General features: G+C 30.8%; 19 protein-coding genes and 1 riboswitch. Of the genes, 11 read left to right on the top strand and 8 right to left on the bottom strand.

From position 1 onward, the window contains the following. Positions 1-8 precede the first annotated feature (8 nt). Together HMPREF2897_RS03510 and HMPREF2897_RS03505 are read right to left on the bottom strand one after the other, a co-directional pair. On the bottom strand, positions 9-1,241 hold the full coding sequence (locus HMPREF2897_RS03510; protein WP_083310221.1) for an aspartate kinase: 1,233 nt from the start codon (positions 1,239-1,241) through the stop codon (positions 9-11). Positions 1,242-1,294: 53 nt separating this feature from the next. Next, positions 1,295-1,474, bottom strand: a riboswitch (Lysine riboswitch). Between the two features lie 345 nt (positions 1,475-1,819). Continuing rightward, positions 1,820-3,427, bottom strand: a complete 1,608-nt coding sequence (locus tag HMPREF2897_RS03505; protein ID WP_002446403.1) for an ABC-F family ATP-binding cassette domain-containing protein — start codon at positions 3,425-3,427, stop codon at positions 1,820-1,822. A gap of 210 nt (positions 3,428-3,637) precedes the next feature. On the opposite strand from HMPREF2897_RS03505, the gene cvfB reads away from it, so the two are divergent. The 6 genes from cvfB (at position 3,638) to phoU (ending at position 9,786) form a co-directional block, all read left to right on the top strand. Beyond that, on the top strand, positions 3,638-4,534 hold the full coding sequence (cvfB, locus tag HMPREF2897_RS03500; RefSeq protein ID WP_002489980.1) for an RNA-binding virulence regulatory protein CvfB: 897 nt from the start codon (positions 3,638-3,640) through the stop codon (positions 4,532-4,534). Between the two features lie 617 nt (positions 4,535-5,151). Beyond that, positions 5,152-6,129 (top strand): PstS family phosphate ABC transporter substrate-binding protein, encoded by a 978-nt coding sequence (locus tag HMPREF2897_RS03495; protein WP_070592682.1) that lies wholly within the window; start codon positions 5,152-5,154, stop codon positions 6,127-6,129. Positions 6,130-6,335: 206 nt separating this feature from the next. Beyond that, positions 6,336-7,262, top strand: coding sequence for a phosphate ABC transporter permease subunit PstC (pstC, locus tag HMPREF2897_RS03490; RefSeq protein WP_001830936.1), 927 nt, complete (start codon positions 6,336-6,338; stop codon positions 7,260-7,262). Between the two features lies 1 nt (position 7,263). Then, positions 7,264-8,169, top strand: a complete 906-nt coding sequence (gene pstA / locus HMPREF2897_RS03485) for a phosphate ABC transporter permease PstA (protein ID WP_002446400.1) — start codon at positions 7,264-7,266, stop codon at positions 8,167-8,169. Positions 8,170-8,256: 87 nt separating this feature from the next. Beyond that, a complete protein-coding gene (gene pstB / locus HMPREF2897_RS03480) occupies positions 8,257-9,132 on the top strand; it encodes a phosphate ABC transporter ATP-binding protein PstB (protein WP_002446399.1) in 876 nt (291 codons plus the stop codon). Between the two features lie 6 nt (positions 9,133-9,138). Next, positions 9,139-9,786, top strand: a complete 648-nt coding sequence (gene phoU / locus HMPREF2897_RS03475; protein ID WP_002446398.1) for a phosphate signaling complex protein PhoU — start codon at positions 9,139-9,141, stop codon at positions 9,784-9,786. Positions 9,787-9,878: 92 nt separating this feature from the next. Here phoU and pepF read toward each other — a convergent pair whose 3' ends face one another. After that, positions 9,879-11,690, bottom strand: coding sequence for an oligoendopeptidase F (gene pepF, locus HMPREF2897_RS03470; protein WP_002489979.1), 1,812 nt, complete (start codon positions 11,688-11,690; stop codon positions 9,879-9,881). Positions 11,691-11,937: 247 nt separating this feature from the next. Between pepF and HMPREF2897_RS03465 the strand changes: the two genes are divergently transcribed. The 5 genes from HMPREF2897_RS03465 (at position 11,938) to HMPREF2897_RS03445 (ending at position 15,737) form a co-directional block, all read left to right on the top strand. After that, the gene (locus HMPREF2897_RS03465) at positions 11,938-12,276 is read left to right on the top strand and encodes a hypothetical protein (RefSeq protein ID WP_002446396.1); all 339 of its coding nucleotides are present in this window, start codon (positions 11,938-11,940) and stop codon (positions 12,274-12,276) included. A gap of 178 nt (positions 12,277-12,454) precedes the next feature. Next, positions 12,455-13,456, top strand: coding sequence for a nickel ABC transporter permease (gene nikB, locus HMPREF2897_RS03460; protein WP_002490012.1), 1,002 nt, complete (start codon positions 12,455-12,457; stop codon positions 13,454-13,456). Beyond that, complete coding sequence (gene nikC / locus HMPREF2897_RS03455) at positions 13,446-14,300, top strand: nickel transporter permease (RefSeq protein ID WP_070592680.1); 855 nt, start codon at positions 13,446-13,448, stop codon at positions 14,298-14,300. The genes nikB and nikC overlap by 11 nt, the downstream gene beginning before the upstream one ends. Beyond that, entirely contained in the window at positions 14,263-15,039 is a 777-nt protein-coding gene (locus tag HMPREF2897_RS03450) for an ATP-binding cassette domain-containing protein (protein WP_002446393.1), read from the top strand. The genes nikC and HMPREF2897_RS03450 overlap by 38 nt, the downstream gene beginning before the upstream one ends. Positions 15,040-15,041: 2 nt before the next feature. After that, the gene (locus HMPREF2897_RS03445; protein ID WP_002446392.1) at positions 15,042-15,737 is read left to right on the top strand and encodes an ABC transporter ATP-binding protein; all 696 of its coding nucleotides are present in this window, start codon (positions 15,042-15,044) and stop codon (positions 15,735-15,737) included. Positions 15,738-15,866: 129 nt separating this feature from the next. Here HMPREF2897_RS03445 and HMPREF2897_RS03440 read toward each other — a convergent pair whose 3' ends face one another. The 5 genes from HMPREF2897_RS03440 to HMPREF2897_RS03420 all read right to left on the bottom strand — a co-directional run bounded on the left by HMPREF2897_RS03440 (position 15,867) and on the right by HMPREF2897_RS03420 (position 22,193). Continuing rightward, on the bottom strand, positions 15,867-16,877 hold the full coding sequence (locus tag HMPREF2897_RS03440; protein ID WP_002486103.1) for a siderophore ABC transporter substrate-binding protein: 1,011 nt from the start codon (positions 16,875-16,877) through the stop codon (positions 15,867-15,869). A 64-nt stretch (positions 16,878-16,941) separates the two neighbouring features. Then, a complete protein-coding gene (locus tag HMPREF2897_RS03435; protein WP_002499961.1) occupies positions 16,942-17,706 on the bottom strand; it encodes an HAD-IIB family hydrolase in 765 nt (254 codons plus the stop codon). 1,022 nt (positions 17,707-18,728) lie between these two features. After that, the gene (locus HMPREF2897_RS03430; protein ID WP_002446389.1) at positions 18,729-19,982 is read right to left on the bottom strand and encodes an aminoacyltransferase; all 1,254 of its coding nucleotides are present in this window, start codon (positions 19,980-19,982) and stop codon (positions 18,729-18,731) included. 25 nt (positions 19,983-20,007) lie between these two features. Then, on the bottom strand, positions 20,008-21,261 hold the full coding sequence (locus HMPREF2897_RS03425; protein ID WP_002490500.1) for an aminoacyltransferase: 1,254 nt from the start codon (positions 21,259-21,261) through the stop codon (positions 20,008-20,010). Positions 21,262-21,533: 272 nt separating this feature from the next. Further along, positions 21,534-22,193: a type 1 glutamine amidotransferase domain-containing protein gene (locus tag HMPREF2897_RS03420; protein ID WP_070592678.1), complete on the bottom strand. Its 660-nt coding sequence runs from the start codon at positions 22,191-22,193 to the stop codon at positions 21,534-21,536. Between the last annotated feature and the right edge of the window lie 77 nt (positions 22,194-22,270).

The raw sequence follows: 22,270 nt of genomic DNA, 5'->3' as shown, positions 1-22,270 counted from the left end.
CATGAATGCTAAATTTCGAAGGCATGATACAATTCTTCTACTGCTTTTTCACCATTTTCTTCGTCTATCACATAAGATATGCTAATTTCCGATGTCGTCGTTTGATAAAATGGAATGTCTGAATTGATAAGCGTCATAAAAGCTTTTGATGCTACTCCTGACATATCTCTCATACCTGATCCAATTAAAGATATTTTGACATATGCTTCATTAATTTTATAATCAAGTGCTGAGAAGTGTGTGGATAAATTTTCCAAAATTGAAGAAATTTGATGTGCATCACTATCTTTAATTGAAAAAGATAATTGTAAACCTTCTAAATTTACAATTTGAGAAATCATATCAACATTTACAGATTCTTCTTCCAATACGGTAAACAATTGTGTTAGTAACTGATTATCCGGTAGGGGATAACTTATCGTGACGTGCATCATGTGTGTATCCAATGCAACACCAGTTACTGCTTTTTTTTCTAATAAATCACTTTTAGACATAATCCATGTTCCTTTCATATTTGATAAAGTTCTTCCTAAGTAAAGAGGAATATCATAATTCTTGGCTAATTCAACACTTCTCGTTTCAAGTACACCTGCACCAAGCGCACTCATTTCCATCATTTCCTCATAAGAGACATATTCTAAACGCTTCGCTTCATTTAGTATTCTAGGATCTGTTGCATACACACCATCAACGTCAGTATAAATTTCACAAGGTATCTGATTGCTTGCTGCTAAAGCTACAGCTGTAGTATCAGAACCACCTCGTCCAAGTGTAGTAAGTTCGAAATCATCGTTTATACCTTGAAATCCAGCTACAACTAAAATGTCATGATCTTTAAAAGCCTCATCAAAAATATTGGGATTAATTTCTGCTATTTTACTTTTTAAGTGATGTCCTACAGTCTTAATGCCAGCTTGATAACCTGTCATTGCTTTAGCATTTACACCTATGTCATTAAGTACCATAGAAAGGTAAGAAACCGTTTGTTGTTCACCAGTTGTTAATAGCAATGCGAGTTCTTGATCTTTAGGGGTAGAAGTAAGACTTGATACATTATTCATCAATTGATCAGTTGTCTTACCCATAGCACTAACAACAACGATTAATTCCTCACCATCTTCAATGCGTGTTTTAAGCATTTCAGCGATATTTTTTATTTTTTTAAAATCACTGACGGAAGAACCGCCAAATTTTAAAACGCTTCTATTCAATTTCAGTCCTCCTATAATTAGAGGAGACATACACAGTATAAAAAAGAACAAGTTCGGAATGCCGAACTTGTTCTACATTTATGTACAAGTGATGCACTCCATTATTTAATAATAATGACAAACTTATAGCTCTTAACCATTAAGTCCAACGATTCATAACTGCTATTATGAATCATTTCGGCATCTCACCCTTTTAACTCTATAATTGTTAGCAGACAAATTATCTAAAGTTTACTCATGATTGATGCGCCTCATCAAAATCTTATTCAATTGATATGTTTTCATTATACATAGACAATATATCTATGTAAACCAATATTTTAGATTTTTAAAAATATACTGAAAATTTACGTGTGAATTCACATGATAAGTAATTTTTATAAATTTAATACGCTTATTACAAATTAAACACCTTATCTAGATTTTTAAGTATTAGTATTTAAAAGTATGTATTTTTAATTTTTGATCAATATTAAAAGTTTATAACTGAAACGATAACAATATTAATCTAATACCCATAACAACCGAATAAAGATTAAATGATATAAACAAAGAGTCTGAGACTTTGATAAATGTCCCGGACTCTTGTATAAATGTTAAAACAATTATTAATTATTTTGTAATACGCCAATTTCTTGTAAGTATTCCTCATAAGGTACTTCTTTAGAAAGGGCACCAGCTTGATTCAAGTCAATCACTCGATTTGCGATTGTATTAATAAATTCAAAATCATAAGAAGTGAAGATGATAGAACCTTTAAATGATTTTAATCCATCATTTACAGCAGTGATACTTTCCAAATCTAAATGGTTTGTTGGCTCGTCAAGTAAAAGTACATTAGCACTTGATAGCATCATTTTACTTAACATGCAACGTACTTTTTCTCCACCTGAAAGCACGCTTGCTTTTTTCTTAACTTCCTCACCACTAAATAACATGCGTCCTAAGAAACCACGTAAAAATGTTTCAGTTTGTTCGTCTTCTGGGGCGTATTGACGTAACCATTCAACTAGATTCATATCGACATCATCAAAGAATTCAGAGTTATCTTTAGGGAAGTAACTTAAAGATGTCGTTACGCCCCATTTAAATGTACCTTCATCTGGTTCCATTTCTCCAGCTAAAATTTTTAACAATGTTGTTTTAGCAATTTCGCTATCACCAACTAAAATAGCTTTATCATTAGGATTCATAGTGAATGAAACATTGTCTAGTACCTTTTCGCCGTCAATTGTTTTAGAAAGATTTTCTACTGTAAGTAAATCATTTCCAATTTCACGTTCAGGGGTAAATTTCACGTAAGGGTATCTACGAGATGATGGCTGGATATCGTCTAATTCAATTTTTTCTAATTGTTTCTTACGACTTGTTGCCTGTTTAGATTTAGAAGCATTTGCTGAGAAGCGTGCGATGAAATCTTGTAACTCTTTCATTTTTTCTTCTTTTTTCTTATTTTGTTCTTGTGCCATTTTTTGTGCTAATTGACTTGATTGATACCAGAAATCATAGTTACCAACATAAAGTTTAATTTTGCCAAAGTCTAAATCAGCTATATGAGTACAAACATTATTTAAGAAGTGACGGTCATGCGAAACGACAATGACAGTATTTTCAAAATTAATTAAAAAGTCTTCTAACCAACTTATTGCTGGTATATCTAAACCATTGGTAGGCTCATCTAGTAAAAGAACGTCAGGATCACCAAATAAACTTTGAGCTAACAATACCTTAACTTTTTGATTATTTTCAAGTTCAGACATATTTTTATCATGTAAGTCAGGTTCTATGCCTAATCCTGATAATAAATTAGCGGCATCAGCTTCAGCATTCCAACCGTTCATTTCTGCAAATTCTCCTTCAAGTTCTGCAGCACGAATACCGTCTTCATCGTTGAAATCAGGTTTCATATAAATTTCATCTTTCTCTTTCATCACTTGATACAAACGTTCGTGTCCTTTAATCACAACATCTAAAACACGTTCATCTTCATAAGCAAAATGATCTTGTTTTAATACAGCCAAACGCTCGTCTTTACCTAGAGATACATGACCAGTCTGTGAATCAATTTCGCCTGATAAAATCTTTAAGAATGTAGATTTTCCAGCACCATTTGCACCAATTAATCCATAACAATTACCCTCTGTAAATTTTATATTTACATCTTCAAATAGTTTACGATCACCAAAACGTAAACTTACATCAGTTACTTGTAACATTCATCTGCTCCTTTTTGGTTATTCTAACGGAGAAATTATATCATATAATAATTAGAGTTTCGACCTGACAATTAAGCTAATGATAGAATAAGTAACTCATGTTATAATTAATAAGAATTTTATAGATACGAATATAGTTTATTAAGTTAAATCTAACTATTTAAATAGAAAAAAGTAAATGAAAGTGAATAATAGATTAAGGAGAATAGAATGGCATTAGATAAAGATATAGTAGGTTCAATAGAATTTTTAGAAGTTGTAGGATTACAAGGGTCAACATATTTACTTAAAGGGCCAAATGACGAAAGTGTCAAACTCAATCAGTCAGAAGTTGCTGATGAAGATGATTTTGAAATAGGTGAGGAATATAGTTTTTTCGTTTATCCAAACCGATCAGGCGATTTATTTGCGACTCAAAACATGCCTGATATTACAAAAGATAAATATGATTTTGCTAAAGTTATAAAAACCGATAGAGACGGTGCACATATCGACGTAGGACTTCCTCGTGAAGTCTTAGTTCCATGGGAAGATTTACCGAAACTTAAAGAACTTTGGCCTCAAGCAGGTGACTACTTGCTAGTTACTTTAAGAATAGACAGTACGAATCAAATGTTTGGACGATTAGCTAGTGAAACGATTGTTGAGTCGATGTTCACGCCAGTAAATGACGATAGTAAACAAAACGAATATATTTCTGCACGTGCTTATAGATTACTCAGAGTAGGTAGCTTCTTATTAAGTAATGAGGGTTATAAAATTTTTGTTCACGAATCAGAACGCAAACATGAGCCAAGGTTAGGTGAAGAAGTAGAGGTCCGAATTATAGGCCATAATGAAAAAGGTGAATTAAATGGGTCATTTTTACCATTAGCTCATGAACGTCTTGATGATGATGGACAGGTCATATTTGATTTACTTGTTGAGTATGATGGTGAATTACCTTTTTGGGATAAATCTAGTCCTGATGCAATCAAAGAAGTCTTTAATATGAGTAAAGGCTCGTTTAAACGTGCAATTGGACATTTATATAAGAAAAAGATAATCAATATAGAAACAGGAAAAATCACTCTTACTAAAAAAGGGTGGAGCCGTGTCGATGATTAAAGAGGATGAAATCCATTAATACACTTAATTAATGTAGAGATAGAAAGTAATTCTTATTGAATTCGTTATCTCATCATGAAAATAAGCTCTAAATTACAGTATTTATAGCATTCTATATTTTGGAAAACTTGACTGACAATAAAAAATTTAATAATAGCGTACTTTTAATTAATTTAATCATAATATTACCTATACGTTATACACACTTGAGATATCAACTGATAACTCAAGTGTTTTTTTACGTTTAACACTTATTTTAAAATCCTAAATGATATATATTTTAAAGTGCTTCATTTAAAGAACTAAATCATTTCGTTAACGTAATTAATTAAAGAAATAATATGACCTTAAAGGACCAGATTAGATACAATTTATTAAAATTCTCTCTCCACTATAATAATCCCCAATGTCTCATCTATTCATTCAATCAAGTATTTTTATTCTTTTTAAAACTATGTTAGCAAATTAAATTTTAATACACGTTACATTAATTCAAATCTCATTCTTAACAAAAAATTTACAATAACTCTATTTTGATTTAATAAAAGATATGTAACATGAGAACTGTAAGAAATACATATACCATTATAGGTTATTTACATTAGGAGGATGTTTCAATGAAAAAGTGGCAATTAGTCGGTACTACTGTATTAGGTGCTTCGGTTTTACTTGGCGCTTGTGGCGGAAATAATGGAGGTTCAGGAGACGGCAAAGATCTTAAAGGTTCTGCTAAAGGTGAAGGATCGTCTACAGTAGCTCCTATCGTTGAAAAATTAAACGAAAAATGGGCTAAAGATCATAAAGACGCTAAAATTTCTTCAGGTCAAGCTGGTACAGGTGCTGGTTTCCAAAAATTCATTGCTGGCGAAACTGATTTCTCAGACGCTTCAAGACCTATTAAAGACGAAGAAAAGAAAAAATTAGAAGATAAAGGGGTTAAATATCACGAATTCAAAATTGCACAAGATGGTGTAACAATTGCAGTTAATAAAGATAACGACTTTGTTAAAGAATTAACTAAATCACAATTAAAAGATATTTACTCTGGAAAAGCTAAAACATGGAAAGACGTTAACTCTAGTTGGCCAGATAAAAAAATCAATGCTGTTTCACCTAACTCAAGTCATGGTACTTACGACTTCTTTGAAGAAGAAGTTATGGATAAACAAGATATCAAAGCTGAGAAGAATGCTGATACTAACGCGATTGTATCTTCAGTAACTAAAAACAAAGAAGGTATCGGTTACTTCGGTTATAATTTCTACGAACAAAATAAAGATAAATTAAAAGAAGTTAAAATCAAAGATGACAATGGCAAAGTTACAGAACCAACTAAGAAAACAATTCAAAACGGTTCATACGCACTAAGCAGACCATTATTTATCTATGCTAAAGACAAATCATTAAAAGACAATAAAGTAATGTCAGAATTCATGAAATTTGTACTTGAAGATGAAGGTCAAGCAGCTGAAGACGCTGGTTATGTAGCTTCACCTAAGAAAACTTATAAATCTCAATTAGATGACTTAAAAGATTTTTTAGATAAACATCAAAAGTCTGATAAGAAAGACGACAAAAAATCAGAAGATAAATGATGAATACTAAGGTAATAAACACCTAGGGTTGGGAATTTTTGAAAGGGTATCAGGCAAAGTGGTCAATGTGCCACTTTGTCGAACCCTTTTCAGCTTTGCAGATAATGAGTAAATATTCTAATAAATATGAATAAACTCATTTTCTCATAAAAGCAATTCCCACTCTTTTTTTAAATTATTTTGGGAGATAAGAGAGAGGGTTTTACATGGCTTCACAAACAAAGGTGAGAGAAATGATAGCTAAGAATAATGCTAAAAAGGGCGGACTAAGTGATAAAATTGTCCCAATTATTTTAGCTATTATTTCAGCTATATCTATATTAACTACAATTGCTATTTTATTTACACTTTTAACTGAGACGATTACGTTCTTCACACGAGTACCATTATCTAAATTCTTTTTATCTGGTACCTGGAACCCAACTGGTTCATCGCCAGAATTTGGAATTTGGGCACTCATCATTGGCACATTGAAAATTACTGTTATTGCTACAATCGTGGCAGTTCCAATTGGTTTAGGTGCAGCTATTTACCTTAATGAATATGCATCTGATCGTTCACGTAGAATCATTAAACCAATATTAGAAATTTTGGCTGGGATTCCTACAATTGTATTTGGTTTCTTTGCTTTAACATTTGTTACACCTATATTAAGGAATCTAATTCCTAACTTAGGAGAGTTTAATTCAATCAGTCCTGGTATTGTTGTGGGTATAATGATCGTCCCTATGATTACAAGTATGAGTGAAGATGCGATGTCATCTGTACCTGATAAAATTCGTGAAGGTGCATTTGGATTAGGCGCAACTAAATTTGAAGTCGCTACAAAAGTTGTATTACCGGCGGCGACATCAGGCGTTGTTGCTTCAATTGTATTAGGTATATCAAGAGCAATAGGGGAAACAATGATCGTTTCTTTAGCTGCTGGTAGTTCACCAACATCATCTCTAAGTTTAACAAGTTCAATTCAAACGATGACAGGATATATTGTTGAAATTGCTACAGGTGATGCAGCATTTGGTTCTGATATTTACTATAGTATTTACGCTGTAGGATTTACACTTTTCATTTTCACTTTAATTATGAATTTATTATCACAATGGATCTCTAAACGATTCAGAGAGGAGTATTAATATGTCTACAAATTCAAATACTGCTAATAAAACATTGATTGATAAAGATGCCGTAGAAAAAAATATTTCTTCTCGTGATAAGAAAAACTCGGTAAACAAATGGTTATTTTTATTATGTACATTAATAGGGCTCATTGTTTTAGTAGCACTATTAATTCAAACCTTCGTTAAAGGGGCGGGACATCTAACTCCCGAATTTTTCACTAATTTTTCATCTTCAACACCAGCAGATGCTGGTATTAAAGGGGCATTAGTAGGTTCCATTTGGTTAATCTTAAGTATTATTCCAATTAGCATCATTTTAGGAATAGGTACAGCCATTTATTTAGAAGAATACGCAAGAGACAATATTTTCACACAAATCGTAAAAGTGAGTATATCTAATTTAGCTGGTGTTCCTTCAATTGTGTTCGGTTTACTAGGTTATACATTGTTTGTGGGCGCGGCAGGTTTAGGTAATAGCGTGTTAGCAGCTGCTCTTACAATGTCACTACTAATCTTGCCTGTTATTATCGTTGCTAGTCAAGAAGCTATCAGAGCAGTTCCTAGTTCAGTCAGAGAAGCATCATATGGTCTTGGTGCTAATAAATGGCAAACAATTAGAAGAGTTGTTTTACCGGCAGCATTACCTGGTATTTTAACAGGTTTCATTTTATCTTTATCACGCGCATTAGGAGAAACAGCACCACTTGTAATGATAGGTATACCAACGATACTTTTAGCAACACCAAGCGGATTACTCGACCAATTCTCTGCGTTACCAACTCAAATTTATACATGGGCAAAAATGCCTCAAGCAGAATTCCAAAACGTTGCATCAGCAGGCATTATCGTTCTACTCGTTATCTTATTATTGATGAACGCTATAGCGATACTTCTACGTAATAAATTTAGTAAAAAATTCTAATCGAACTTATAAGGGAAATGCATTTTTATAAATAAACGTTATTGACCTATATCATCTAGGTCTCAAGATATAAAGGAGTTTTTAATTATGGTTAATTCACAAGTAGCAGACAAAGAGAAATTAGACGCACAAACAAATAATCAAGACTCAGTTGCCACAATAGTTACTACTGAAAACAATAAGAAATATACAATTCCAGACAGTGAAAAGAAGATTGTTTATTCAACTCAAAATCTAGATTTATGGTATGGAGAAAATCATGCTTTACAAAACATTAATTTAGATATATTGGAAAATAATGTGACTGCAATAATCGGACCATCTGGATGTGGTAAATCTACATACATCAAAGCTTTAAATAGAATGGTCGAATTAGTTCCATCTGTGAAAACTGCAGGCAAAATTTTGTATCGTGACCAAAATATATTTGATGCAAAGTATTCTAAAGAGAAGCTACGTACTAACGTTGGAATGGTTTTTCAACAACCTAACCCATTCCCTAAATCAATTTATGATAATATTACTTATGGTCCTAAGACTCACGGTATTAAAAACAAAAAAATTCTAGATGAAATCGTAGAAAAATCATTACGTGGCGCTGCAATATGGGATGAATTAAAAGATAGATTGCATACAAATGCTTATGGATTATCAGGTGGACAACAACAACGTGTTTGTATAGCTAGATGTTTAGCAATTGAACCAGATGTCATTTTAATGGATGAACCTACGTCAGCATTAGATCCTATTTCTACATTAAGAGTTGAAGAACTTGTACAAGAATTAAAAGAAAATTACTCAATTATTATGGTTACACACAACATGCAACAAGCTGCGCGTGTTTCAGATAAAACTGCTTTCTTCTTAAATGGATATGTCAATGAATATGATGATACTGATAAAATCTTTTCAAATCCTGCAGACAAACAAACTGAAGATTATATATCTGGTCGTTTTGGATAAGATGCAATGGCAATTATTAGACAAAAATATGAAGGTCAGCTAGATGGATTAATTAAAGATTTACGGCGTCTTGGTCTTCGTGTATATTTTAATATTAACAATGCACTAGTGTCTTTAGGGGAAGAAAAGAAATCATTCGCAAGACAAACCATTGAGAAAGACAAGGAAATTAACCATTTAGATCATGAAATTAACGAGAAGGTAATCATGCTAATTACTAGACAACAACCTATTGCCACAGATTTACGTATGATGATGGCAGCACTCAAAATCTCTACAGATTTTGAACGAATGGGAGATAATGCAGCTAGTATTGCTCATATACGTTTAAGAGTTAAAATAAATGATAACTATGTGTTTACACGTTTAAAAACCATGGGTAAATTAGCGATGCTCATGTTAGAAGATTTGAATAACGCTATTAGAAACAAAGATTTACCACTGATAAAAGAAGTCATTGAAAGAGATGAAGATATTGATGATTTATACGTTAACATCGTCAATACCAGTTACTTAATCGATAATGACCCATTCGTAGCTGGTCAAGCACACTTAGCGGCTAGACACTTAGAACGAATAGGTGATCATATAAGCAATATTGCTGAAAGTGTTTATTATTATTTAACAGGTCAACATTTTGAAACTTTTGATTAAATTATCAAATCCTATTGTATTTCTATAATGAGCAACCCCACCTGAATTCTATGCCACAGTTTCAGGTGGGGTTTGATATTTTGCTTTAACCTTTATGAATTTTCTTCTATTTGATATGTTAATACTTCTAATTCATCTACTAAATTTGAAATATAGTTAATTGTCTCTTTTAAAGGGGCGTCAGTCGTAATATCGACGCCAGCTATTTGCGCCAATTCAATTGGAGATTGACTACCACCAGCTTGTAGTGTTTTTAACCAACGATCAACAGCCGGTTGACCTTCATTCTTGATACATTGTGATACAACTGTACCTATTGTCAATCCAGCAGAGTAAGTATATGAGTACAATCCCATATAGTAATGTGGTTGTCTCATCCATGTTAATTCAACCCCATCAGTCATTTCAACAGTGTCACCGAAAAATGCTTTATATGTGTTCAACATTATTTCATTTAGAAGTGGGGCAGTTAATGATTCTCCATTGTCGACGCGGCGGTACACTTCACGTTGATACGCTGCTTCTAAAAGGTGAGTAACCATATTGTGATAATAAGTTCGAGATAAAATCGAACCAATAACCCAACGTTTAAATCGAGGATCATTACTAGTATTAAATAAATAATTTGCCATCAACATTTCATTCATTGTGGAAGGTGCTTCTACAAAGTACATAGACGCTTCAGATTCCAGCAAATTTTGATGTTTCTGCGCTAATGTAAAATGACCTGCATGTCCTAATTCATGTGCAAGAACGAATGTTTCAGCCATTTTCCCAGTCCATGAAATAAATACATATGAATGTGTAACGTATGGACTTGCGCAATATGCTCCAGTATCTTTTCCTTTATTCTGAGCAAAATCAATCCAGCGGTAATCATAGGCAGACTTTAACATTTTCACATAATCATCACCAAGTACATTGAGCGCTCCATAAATGTATTTTTTCGATTCTTCAATTGATATTTCTGGTTCAAAGTTAGGGTCTATTGAAATTTTTAAATCCTCAAATCGCATTTTATCCAGGTTATGTACACGTTGAATAATCTCTGCATACTTTTGCATAACTGGGGCTAAATCACTCATAATGACATCAATTTGTCTATCGAACATATCTTTTGTTACTTCTTGATCTTGTAGAAGATAATCAATAACAGAATCATATCCTCGTAAATCCGCTTCAATCTTTTCTTGTTGGACTTGCATATTATATGTTGCAGCCGTCGTATGTTGATATTGTCTTAATGCATCGCTAAAAGCTCTAAAACTTTTACGTCTAAATTCAGGAGATGGATGATCTTCGTATTCATTTTCAAAAGTTGCATAATCCAATGGATAGGTAACACCCTCATAATCAAACGATTCAAAATTAATATCCAAACTTTTTGTAGTACCGTATAATTCAAACGGACTTCTCAATGTTGGTGTTAATGTAGCTAATACTTTTTCAACATCAGCAGATAATTGATATGGCTTACGATCTTGAAGTTGTTTAATAAAATGTGGGTATTTGGTTTGAGACCTTAATTCACTTATTATCTCATCAGATAACTCCAAAATTTCGGAATCTACAAAAGATAATAAACTAGCAATTTTTCCAGAAGTCGTATTAAGTTTTGCGTTAACTTTTTGTGCTTCTTCATTAGACGTATCAACGCTTAATCTAAGTTCTGGATAATTATATAAACGATCTATTTCTATAAGTATCCTTTCATATTCATCTAATGCCTTTTCTATTGTTTCTATGTTATTAAGTTTTTGATAATATGTATGATTAAAATCTAAAGACATTTGTACTACTTGTTCCAATGTTTGATAGAATGCTTGATCACTTGTAAATAAATCTTTCAAATCCCAAGTTTCTCTTACCGGAATCTCTTCTCTCAAAGGTAAACCTTCACTCATTTTTGACACTCCTTTATAAATCATTTAATGACATTATACTAAAATTCAATAACAATCTCACAAAGGACGCCTAAACAGATGTTATGTAACATTTAGTAATGTTATAATTAGTATAATCATGTTATAAGTATTAACATAATCTTGTTAAATAAATAATGTTAAAAAATGATTACTTCTTAAGTCTGAATGATATTATATTAATAAGTTGTATAATAGTAAGTAAACTTTACTTATAGGAGCACGTGCAATGACAATATTTGATATGCCAAATTATTTGTGGATTACCATTCTTGGTATGATTTTATTAACTGTATTTTACACACTTGTATTAAATAAATGGTTTCAATCTGCAATCATTACTTTTGTAGTTTTAGCAGTACTTGCCTTTTTTATACCAAATTTTCAAAGCATTTCGTATCAACCACTGCTTGGATATGCGGGATTCTTAGGCATAATGAGCTTAATTATAAGCTTTCTTATTTGGTATTTCTCTAGAAACTGGAGAAAAAATCGTAGAAAAATAAAATTGGAAAAAGAGATTCGCAAATATGATGATGAAGAGTCACTTCGTCGTCATCATAAATAACAACTTTTCAACTTTGCTATCATCTTATCTTAAGCAAAGTTGTTTTTTATTTCTTTTTTTATCTCTTTTATTATTAATTAAAAAAAGTCATACTATAATAGATGTTGATGAAAACAATTTAATGAAATTTATTATTTAATATTTTTCCTATTCATTGAAAGTGAAAGGATGCTAATATATGTTTAAAATGATAATTTATAAACTTTCACAAATGATTGTCGTACTATTTATATTAACTACAATCACATTTATATTAATGAAACTCTCTCCAGGTAATCCTGTAGACAAAATATTACATCTTGATATTTCACATGTATCTCATGAGCAAATAGAAACAACAAAGAATAAGCTTGGCTTAAATGATTCTATTTTTATTCAATGGTTGCACTGGTTAAATCAATTGTTTCATTTTGATTTAGGAACAAGTTATCAAACAAATGAGCCTGTAATCAGAGAAATAGCAAATTATCTTGGTCCTACACTTATAATTACTTTTGGTACGCTTATAATGTCGTTAGTTATTTCTATACCATTAGGGATTATAGCAGGGATTTATTATCATAAAATTTGGGATAGGATAATTCGTGTTATGACATCATTATCCGTAAGCCTACCATCATTTTTTATTGGTCTTATTTTATTATATATATTTAGCTTAAAATTGAATGTTTTGCCGTCGTCAGATGAGGGGAGTTTCGCTTCATATATTTTACCAATAATTACCATGAGTATTGGAATGTGTGCTTATTATATTCGATTTATTCGTTCTACTTTATTAGATCAATATCAAACACCTATAGTTGAATCGTCTCGTCTCAGAGGTATGCCCGAAAGATATATACTTTTTCAAGATATCCTAAAACCTACGATACTGCCAATCATACCTCTATTAGGTTTATCCATTGGGAGTTTGATAGGTGGCACAGTAGTTATTGAAAATTTATTTGATATTCCTGGGTTAGGCTATTTTTTAGTTGATAGTATAAAGTCGAGAGATTATCCAGTCATTCAAGGTTGTGTATTATTTATTGGTTTCTTTGTTGTGATTATAAACACAATTGCAGATTTACTTTCATTACTCATCGATCCTAAACAACGTTATACTATTACTCAAAAAGATACATTAAAGTTTAAATGGTTAAATTCACATAAAAAAGAAGGTCGTAACGATGAAGTTTAAGTCGCCAAAGAAAAACACTATATTTATCATTTTTACGGTCTATATTATATGTCTTATTGTATTGCAATTTATAGTCAATGATAAAGCTGCGTATCAGGTCCATTTGTCAAACTCATTTGAACCTATAAGTATGAATCATTTACTTGGCACAGATGATTACGGACGTGATTTATTCAGTCGTTTAGTCGTGGGCTCTCGCGCAACATTGTTTGTTACACTACTTACTTTACTGTTCACTGTTGTGGTTGGAGTACCTTTAGGGTTACTTGCAGGCTATAAAAAAGGTTGGGTTGATACGATTATCATGCGAATTATTGATATAGGATTAAGTATACCAGAATTCGTTATTATGATTGCCTTAGCAAGTTTTTTTCATCCTAGTCTTTGGAATTTGGTAATAGCTATTACAATCATAAAATGGATGAATTATACTCGCGTGACAAGAGGGATTGTCAATACCGAAATGAATCAATCGTATATACAGATGGCACAATTTTTTTATGTCTCAACTTTGAATATCTTATTTAAACACTTATTACCAAAAGTTTTACCATCTATATTTGTTATTATGATAGTTGATTTTGGAAAAATCATTTTATACATTAGTTCATTATCATTTTTAGGTTTAGGTGCACAACCACCATCTCCAGAGTGGGGGGCAATGTTACAAGCAGGGCGTGAATTTATTACTTCACATCCTATCATGATTATCGCTCCAGCATCTTTGATATCATGTACAATATTGATATTTAATTTAACTGGTGATGCAGTAAGAGATCGTTTATTAGAACAAAGAGGTGTAAAAGTTGAAACTTTTAACAATAAAAAATCTAAACATCAGTGATAAAGAAGAGCAAGCAATTATTAAAAATGTCGACTTAAATATATATCATCAATCTCTAAATGTCATTATAGGTGAAAGTGGTGCTGGAAAAAGTTTGACTGTTAAAGCAATATTAAATCATTTACCTACTCAGTTACATATGAGTTTCGATGAATTTAAAATGCAAGGTCAAAATACTTCTGGTATCAAGCAACTTTTAGGTAAACATATCGGCTATATCTCTCAAAATTATGCTCAAAGTTTTAATGAATATACTCGGTTAGATAAACAACTTATAGCTATTTATCGTTATCATTTTAATGTTTCCAAGGATAATGCATTGAAAAAGATAAAAAAAGCTTTAACTTGGGTTAACTTAAATGATGAATCAATCATTAATAAATATAGTTTCCAACTTTCAGGGGGACAATTAGAGCGAGTTAATATTGCTAGCGTTTTAATGTTAGATCCAGAATTAATTATTGCAGATGAACCTGTTGCATCTTTAGATGTAGTGAACGGTCATCAAATAATGCAACTCCTTCAACATATTGTCAAAGATCATCATAATACTGTATTACTCATCACTCATAACATGAATCATGTCCTCAAATATGCTGATTATTTTAATGTAATGAAAAATGGCATGATGATTGAATCTGGAGAAATAGGCAAATTATTTAATCACCAACATCTTCATCGGTATACAGAACAATTATTAAGCTATAGAAGCAAGCTGCAAAAGGAGGATAATATCTAATTATGATTCAATTTGATCATGTAGATTATTCATATCATAGAAAACAGCCTGTTTTAAAAGATATTAATATAAGTATTCAACGTGGAGAAAAAATAGGGATTTTAGGAGAAAGCGGTGCTGGAAAAAGTACCATTGGTTCTTTAATATTAGGTCAATTAAAGCCAACAAAAGGTAAAATAATTATCAATTCTTCTAAGGTTCTTCCTATTTTTCAGCATGCGACAGAAAGTTTTGATCGTCAATTCACGATTGAACAGTCATTGAGAGAGCCACTTTTATTTTATCGACAATTAAAACCACAAAATATCAAAAATATCATTCTTAACTATTTAATTGAATTTAATTTGTCTACAGATCTAATAACAAAGTTTCCTCAAGAGGTAAGTGGTGGGCAACTACAAAGATTAAATATTATTCGTTCTCTCTTAGCACAACCAGATATATTAGTTTGTGATGAAATAACTTCGAACTTAGACGTCATGGCCGAACAAAATGTAATCAATATTTTACTTAATGAAAAAAACATTGAAAATAAAACATTAATTGTCATCTCGCATGATTTATCTGTTTTACAAAGGTTAACGAATAGGATAATAGTTATCAAAGACGGTCAAATAGTAGATGAATTTAAAAGTAAAGATTTATTTAACCATCAAAGACATCCATATACAAAACTATTAATTCAAACGTATGAATAATGAATATAGTCATTTAAATGATTAAGATATTTTTATTCACATAATAACCCCCAAAAGTTGGAATTAAAATCTAACTTTTGGGGGTTATTAGTTAATCATTTGAGTAAATTTTACCGCTATATAATCATTTTACTTTTGGAATGCATCTTTAATTCTCTTGAGTTGTTCAATCGTTAATTGATTGCCACCTTCACCAAAGTACCATGCATTGGATTCAAATTGATAAACTTGATGATTTTTTATAGCTTTTACATTTTCAATAACTTTATTTTGTAAGATGCTTGGTTCCTTATTATCAGTGCCATTCTTCGTTCGATCTATTACAAATATTTTATCAGGGTTAACTTTGTTAAGATATTCATAATTAATATTATTTCCAGCTGAATTATCTTTCATGTTTTTATCAACATGTTTAATGCCCAAATCTTTGTTTAAAAATCCTCCAAAGCGACCATTTGAACTAAATGCTTTTATCCCTTTATCATCAACAACTAGGAATAATACTGAGTCATGATTAATACTTTTCTTAGTTTCAGTTACTTGTTGTTCTAATTTTTTATTTAAATCATTGGCTTCATTCTCTTTATTGAATATTTTACCAATTGTTGATGTATGAGATTTTATTGAACTTAAATAATGATCATTGTCTGGACTTACGAATAGAATTTTAGCATTAGGTGCTGCTTTTTTCATTTCGTCAATTGTCTTAGTATGGGCTTGTCTAAAAGATGCTAGAATGAGCTCTGGTTTAGATTTAGCTAATTGATCAAAATTTGGTCGACCTGGGTTACCTAAATTAGAATATTTATCATCTTTAAACTCAGCTAAAGAGGAAGGTAAGAATGCATTTCCTTGACCTTTTGCAATTGAAACAATCTTATTTTGTAATCCTAATTGTTTCATTACATCTAGTGCACCATAATCAAGAACCGCTACACGATGGGGATTATAAGGCACCTTAACAGTGTCAGTTTTCGTTTCACCACGATGATGTGTATTATTCTTGTCCTTAAATTCATATGTATTTTTAATAGTCACTGTTTTTTTTGAATCATAACTATTACCTGATTTATCATTTCCGCATGCTGTTAATACTATTGCATAAAGAATAATAGATATTAATGTTAATAATTTTTTCATAGTAATCCTCCTATCAATGATTATAATCGATATTGATAATCATTTTCAATAAGAAGATTGTTAGTTATAAATATTTATCTAAAACTTCACATATTGCATGTATTGTATCATCAATAACTGTAATATTTTGATTTTTAAAAAATAATGTGTGTTCTATAAATTGATTAGTCACAAAATAACCTTGGCTCGCATGTTCAAGCATATGAACATCATTGTGATCATTACCAAAAGCGATATAATCACTATTAGTTCCTAAAACATATTGAATAGTAGTATACTTATCAACGCCACGTGCCGTTACATCAATATAGGACTCACTGTAATAACGAATTAATTCAATACCGTGAGACTGACTTACTAATTGATGAGCAATCATGTCAAAATTTTTGTTATCTATATTTAATAGAATTGCTTTTATAGGATTTCGAATCTCATCCATATCTAGAGATTGTGCTTTACCATCAGGATCAATACGTTGATACAGTTCATTATTAGTATCCAAATTTGAAGCATAATTAAATTTATCATCAATGATGTATGATAATTGATATTTCTTTATAAGCTTTTTAATTAGACTAATATCATGCTCATTGATTACCGAAACAATTTCGATTTGTCCATTTTTAGATATAATTGAGCCATTACCACCAATCAAGGTATCATCCGCAAATTCAGGAATGACTGGAAGCAAGTCTCTAATGGGACGTGCTGATGCAAACATTACATTGTGATTAGCTTGACGTAGCTTGAAAAGTCTTTGCTTAATAGATGGATCAATAGAACATCCATCAAAACAAATCGTACCATCAATATCAAAAATAAAATTCATTATTAGTCACTCCAAAAATTAGAATGATTTAATTATAGCATATGAGTATGAACTCAAATTTAAATATTTTGATTTAAATTGTATAAACTTGAAACTTGGCATTCCAACTTGTTAGTCTCTATAGATTAACATGTATAGATTGCTATAATAATCTCAACTAAAAAGCAAATAAGTGGAAACTTTATAGATAATAAATATAGATGCCATTTAGATATACCAATAAATTGAGTGAGGGGCTTTTATGGTGGTACACACAACTTCCTATAATATATATTATGTAAACTAAAATAAAAAATTAAGATTCTTAGCCATATAGATGAACATATGCTTCATTTATGTTGTTATATATACTATATATTTTTTTATTTGGCAGTTTTTACATGTGTTAAAAGTTATTGTATTGATCAAGAGTTATTTATTCATTAAAGACTTAAATATTTATTTCTTTGCATTTACAAGAAATGTTTCTTTAAATAACATCATTAATAATTAACAACGTAATACACAATAGCATTACGTTGTTAATTTATCACGTTTGAATGCAATTAAGTAGTATGATAATAAATTATATACGTTACAACTACTTAGCAATATAATTGCTATAATCATGAATATTCATTTTTATATTTAGATAAATCACCAAAAATCTTTTGTTACAACACCCAAATTCACAACTACAAATTATAATATAAGGGAATTATAAATATTATTATTAAATAGTAGTATAATTATACCTTTAGTTTACATAACATTTTTATATTCTTCTCATTCTACTAATAGAACTACATTTAAAATAATTTAGTATTACAAACTTATAATTTGAATATAAAAAATATATTGGTGAGTATTATTGTATAGTTCGAATAATATGCTATGATTAAATATGTAGGGAACAACACGAATTTACATCCTAGACTTAAACATCCTACGCCGAGTGCTTTAGAGTACATAACCCTTCTCTAAAGCTAAACGAGCAGATTGGATATCTCAATCTGCTCGTCATCTTCTTGTATCATTTATTTTTACTTTTTCAGTTTATTACGTATGCGGTCTAATGTATTGAATAACCAATATTTCACTTTATTGATTGGTTTATAGAAATCACCGATTAATTCCTCAATCTTAACATTAAAACCTCTCTTAAAGCGATAAACACCATAGTCTTCACTGTTTTCAGTAAAATCACCTGATAAGCCATAGAAATTGTATCTATCATAGCCGTTATCAAAACAATAATTAATCATGTGCCAATGCATTGCATATGGTCCCATATATTGATTATATTTTTCTGAAGACCCTCCAGAGAAATAGTTCACTTCATATGCATTAGCAAAGTATACTCCTGACGCTAAATTTAAAATTTCGCCATCTGTTTGACGTAATTCACTAGCTTGAAGTAATTCTTTTTTATCGTGATCAATTTGTTTATCTAACTCAGCGATTTTCTTTAACTGTTTATCTGTTTTATTTTCTTTCGCCATCATATCATCACGTCGATTTTCTTTATCATTTAGTGATTCTTGCAAATGTTGTATATATTCACTTAAATCTATGTAAGCTAAAGGAACTAATACTTTATCGCCATAATGCTCTATAAAGTTATAGAAATAATCGTCAGTTTTAGAAGCAAATCCAGTTCTAGCTTCAGTCTCTCGGTATAAGTCTAAGAATAAATCAAATTCATCCTTACTAAGAAATCTAACTTTCACACCGTAGTTTATCGCTTTATTAATATTTCGTTTTCTTTGACTATCAAACTCTTTCCTTAGAGATGTAGGGGTTTTGCCCTCTAAATCTAATACCCCCATCCATCTAACTTGGCTGGAAGAATCATATTGGGTTGTAAATCCATGATGATCATAACCATGTGATTTAAATAGATTTACTAAAGCATCATTTTTTTCTGTTAAAGGATTAATATCCTTATCATAAACTTGATACAACCAGTAAGGATCTAATTTTACATATAAGCATTGATGTTGATGTAAATATTTATCAAGCTCTTTTAAATAAAAATCCACTAAACCTAAATCTGAATAGTCCATTACAGGGCCTCTATTGGAATAATACACATAACTGCCCATTGTAGGGATTTTAGAAAACAGGCTAGCTGCTATCACTCTATTGTCGTCGTCTTTTACACCTAATAACACTACTTGAAACCCATCTGATTCACGTGTAGCAATATTTTCCTTCACTTGGAAATAATGACTTTCTAATGATGGATTTTGTACAAAGTTTTCAAATTCTTTAACTGTTAACTCTGTAAATTTCATAATTAGATAATTCCCTTCTTAAAATCTATTTCTTTAGTTTTTTAAGTGTTCTATAAATGTTATACATTGGTTTATTAATAGGTTTAATAAAGTCACCAACGTATTCTATAACATCGGCATCATAGCCCTTTTTAAACTTAACTACGCCAGCATCTTCGGCATCTTCACTAAAGTCACCACTAATACCATAGAAATTATACCGATCAATACCATGTTCAATTGCATAGTTAATCATCTTCCATTGAACCGCATAGCTCCCTGCAAAATGGCGGTAACGATTTGAAGTTCCACCAGCGTAGTAAACTACTTCAAACGGATTGATTATAAAGAAGCCAGCAGAGATGGGTAATTCATTGCCATGTTCTTGTTTTAAGTTTTCGGCTTCATTAATTTTTTGCTGGTTTGCATCAAGTTGTTGTTCTAAATTTTCTTTTTTGTTATGTGCTTTTTTATTCTCTGGACGCTTCTCAATGTCTTTTAAAGCTTTATTATAATCTTTATTAAGCACATTTCTTTCATTATTTAGTTCCTCTATGTACTCATCAAAGTTAATATAGGCTAGTGGTACTAAAACACGGTCTTTATAGTGTTTGAATCTGTTGTAATAAAAACTATCATCTCTATCTGCAAAATCTTTAGTTTCAGAGGTATCCTCCATAAATGACCTAAATATAGGTAATTCTTCTTCAGATAAAAAGCGGACTTTAACTCCATTTTTCTTAACTTTTTTAGTATTACGCTTTCTTAAACCATCCATGTTTTTTAAAACATCATTAGCACTTTTGTTTGCTAAATTTAGAACAGAATGATATCGGATTTGTAATACAGGATCAAATCCTTTATGGAATCCTTCGTGTTTATATCCTAAACTCTCTAATTCATCAAAAATCCAATCATGACCTGCATTTCCAGTTATTTCTCCCTCATGATTTAAATATTGATATGGAAGGTATGGGTCAACTCTTAAATATAAACAATTATATTTTTTTACATATTTACTCAATTCATTAAAGAAAAAATGTACAAGCTCTTTATTATTATAATCTATTACTGGACCGCGATTGGAATAGAAATATTTAAATATTTTCATTACAGGAACAGCTGTTAATAAACAAGCTGCAATCACTTCGTTATCATTATTTTTAATTCCAACTAAATGTGACTCGGTACCTTCAGCAACCTTTAATTCGTAATTACCTTCCATTTGTGTAAAATGGCTATATGTCATACGATCAGTAAAGTCACTAAATTCTTTAGCTGTCAAATTCGTAAACTTCATCTTCATAACTCCCATTTATATCTTTATATCTATTTCTTTTTATTTTTAGAAAAATAGGTCGTTTTACTTCACCTTTTATATTTAACATTCGGTTCATTTAATACTATTTATATTTCTAATCTAAACAAGTATACAATAGTTGTAGTGAAAACTAAAATATTATCCTGCAAAACTTATATGTAAAATTAAAAGTTAAATCTCGTTTATTCTGTTTATGTATAAAATAATATGGGCTAAACAGTAATGTCGCCCATATCACTAATTATTTACTATTATTTTAATTCATTTGCAAGTGCTTTACCAATTTCTTCACTTGATTGGGGATTTTGTCCAGTGATAAATTGCCCATCTTTTTCTACGTGAGATGTAAAGTCATCTTTCACTACAAAATTTGTACCTTGCTCTTCTAATTTAGATTGAGTTAAAAATGGCACTTTATTTTCAAATCCCATTGCTTTTTCTTCACTATCAGTAAATGAAGTTATTTTGACACCATCTACTAGATAGTCATTATTTGCATCTTTTACACCTACAAACGCACTAGGTCCATGACATACTGAAGAGATGACTTTATTACTATTTTTAAATTGAAGTAAAATATCAGCTAATTTCTCATTATTGGCAAAATCGTATACAGTACCATGTCCACCTGGTAGATAAATAGCGTCATACTCATCTGCATTTACATTTTCGATACTAGGTGTATCGTTTAAGTGTGACACGAATTTAGCATACTGATTAAGTGATTCATTAGAAACAGAATTTGGATCAAGATTTACTTTTCCACCTTTAATAGATATAACATCAACATTGATACCTTCTTCAGTCAATATATTATATGGTGCTCCTGCTTCTTCTAACCATAATCCAGTTTCTGTACCATCTGTAAATTGACTTGTACTTGTTAAAACAAATAAAACTTTTTTACTCATGAATATATACACCTCTTCAAATTAATTGTAATTATTATTTACCCACATTAGTAGTAGGTTATTCAATTAGGCTCATT

This window comes from Staphylococcus sp. HMSC065D05, from assembly GCF_001813195.1.
In the GTDB taxonomy this organism is placed as follows: Bacteria; Bacillota; Bacilli; order Staphylococcales; family Staphylococcaceae; genus Staphylococcus; species Staphylococcus epidermidis.
Note: the sequence above shows the minus strand (reverse complement) of the source record. Positions and strands in the feature narration are given on the sequence as shown.